Origin of the sequence: Parabacteroides acidifaciens, from assembly GCF_003363715.1 — a bacterium.
Taxonomy (GTDB): Bacteria; Bacteroidota; Bacteroidia; order Bacteroidales; family Tannerellaceae; genus Parabacteroides; species Parabacteroides acidifaciens.
In genome coordinates this window covers 1-2,276 of the sequence record NZ_QREV01000111.1, presented here as the reverse complement: position 1 = coordinate 2,276, position 2,276 = coordinate 1, and the positions used below count along the sequence as shown (strand labels likewise).

Sequence of the window (2,276 nt, the reverse complement as noted above, 5' to 3'; positions counted from 1 at the left end):
TTCGTGCGATTTGTTTATACCAAAACCATAAGTTCTCTTATGGGTGGGTATAGGGCAGTTCAGGCTGCCTAACTATGATTTCGTGTTGGTGTAATTCCAACCTTCCAGACATCGGAATGAAAACATATCCCACATGCCACTGGCTGACCACCTGCGGTGTGAAGCTGGGATAAAAGGTGGTAACCGGAGGTCTTTATCCGGCACTCCATCCAGTAGAGTTTGATAATGATTACGCGAGAAACTTGTGTTAGAGGTGTCGTAAGGTCGTAAGGAGCGAAAATAAAGAATGATACGCTTCAACTAAAACAGTACAAGCCGCAAGGATGGGTGATTTAGAATCAGCAATCACACCTGATGTCATCCGAGGCTTCGGCATAAAGCAAGAATCAGTACCAAACGTCAAACGGAATCATGGAACAAAGTAACTATCGGACAGTTCTCTTATTAAAGAGTAGGCGGTCAGCCAAGACTTCCGGTAGAGGGATTGCCCCAGAAGCCAACGCCTTGCTGTAATGGTGAGGATATGCAGACAGGGGCACGATAATTTGGAAGATAGAGTTGTGAATAGCAGTTAATAAATTATGAGCCAAGTAGAAATATTGAGGTATGAGTGGGACAATATTCCCTGGCGAAAGCTGGAACGGAAGTTGTTCAAACTGCAAAAGCAAATCTATCAAGCTTCGGAACAAGAAGATTACCCAAAAGTAAAAAAACTCCAACGCTTACTGTTGACATCTAAAGGGGCAAATCTTATAGCGGTAAGGAGAGTGTCGCAAATAAACCGGGGCAAACACGCACCCGGAGTAGATGGAAAGACTGCTCTAACAAACCGTGAACGTAAGGTATTAGCTGGTATGATGGACTTAAAAGCGGAAGCCAAGCCCATTCGCAGAGTATGGATACCCAAGCCGGGAAAGAAAGAAATGCGACCGTTAGGCATCCCTACTATTAAGGACAGAGCAAAGCAAGCCCTCGTAAAAATGGCATTAGAACCGGAATGGGAAGCAAAATTTGAACCTAATAGTTATGGCTTCAGACCGGGACGTTCTTGTCATGATGCAATAGAAGCGATTTATTCATCCATTCATAGAAAGAATGCTTATGTATTAGACGCTGATATATCAGGATGTTTTGATAACATCAATCATAATGAATTGTTAGATAAATTGCATACAAGTCCACGAATCAGACGATTAATAAAAGCGTGGCTTAAAGCCGGGATTGTGGATAACCAAGTCTTTTATCAAAACGATAAAGGAACCCCACAAGGCGGCATCATATCTCCATTGTTGGCAAATATAGCACTGCATGGATTGGAAAATGAAACAAGAGAAGCGCTCAAGAAGGAATTGTTCGACTATATGAAAAGAACAAGACCGAAAGCAAGCTACCTGTTATCAGGACGTAAAATATCCATAATCCGTTATGCGGATGATTTTGTAGTCATACATGAAGACAAAGAGATTGTCAAGGCAGCCAAGGCTTTTATTGTCGAATGGTTAAAGAAGATGGGGTTGGAGCTGAAAGATACAAAAACAAGAATATGCCATACATTGAAGATGGATGGGGAAGAAGCTCCGGGCTTCAACTTTCTTGGATTTAATATCAGACAGTATCCGGGGAACACGACTCCAAAAGGCTATGTGACAATTATCAAACCATCCAAAGAAAGTCAGAAGAAGCATCTGTATAGTATCAAGCAAAAGATACGCTCGCATAGAGGAGAAAGTCAGGCTACACTTATCAAAAACTTAAATCCGGTCGTTCGGGGATGGGCAAACTATTTTCGGCACGTGTCGTCAAGGAAAGTCTTTGAAAGGATAGACCATCAAACATTTGTTAAACTTTGGCGATGGGCGATGTATAGACACCCTCATAAAACGAGATTCTGGATAAAAGACAGGTACTTTCGTAGGCATAAGAATGAATTGTGGAGGTTTAAGACAAAGGAGGAGCATCTTCTGTTAAGGCACTCAGACTATAAAATCAAACTACATGTCAAAGTCAAAGGCGAAAAGAGTCCTTTTGACGGAGATGACAAGTATTGGAAGAAAAGAAAGGAAAGAGGGCTACAGAAAAGTGAAAAAGTGGTAACACCTTCATCCTTTAAGGATAGAAATACTATCTTTGAACATGTTTTAAAACAAAAAGTAATCTGAAACGGAACGAAGTATGTGGGACAAACACCAGATTGTTGAGGAGCCGTATGACGGGAAACTGTCACGTACGGTTTTGAAGCCGAGTTGGGGCAGCGATGCCCCCGCTCAGGTAAACTA

Annotated in this window: 1 protein-coding gene; it reads left to right on the top strand. The window is 41.9% G+C overall.

From position 1 onward, the window contains the following. Positions 1–581: 581 nt before the first annotated feature. Positions 582–2,159 (top strand): group II intron reverse transcriptase/maturase, encoded by a 1,578-nt coding sequence (ltrA, locus tag DWU89_RS20300; protein ID WP_115501441.1) that lies wholly within the window; start codon positions 582–584, stop codon positions 2,157–2,159. Positions 2,160–2,276: the final 117 nt, after the last annotated feature.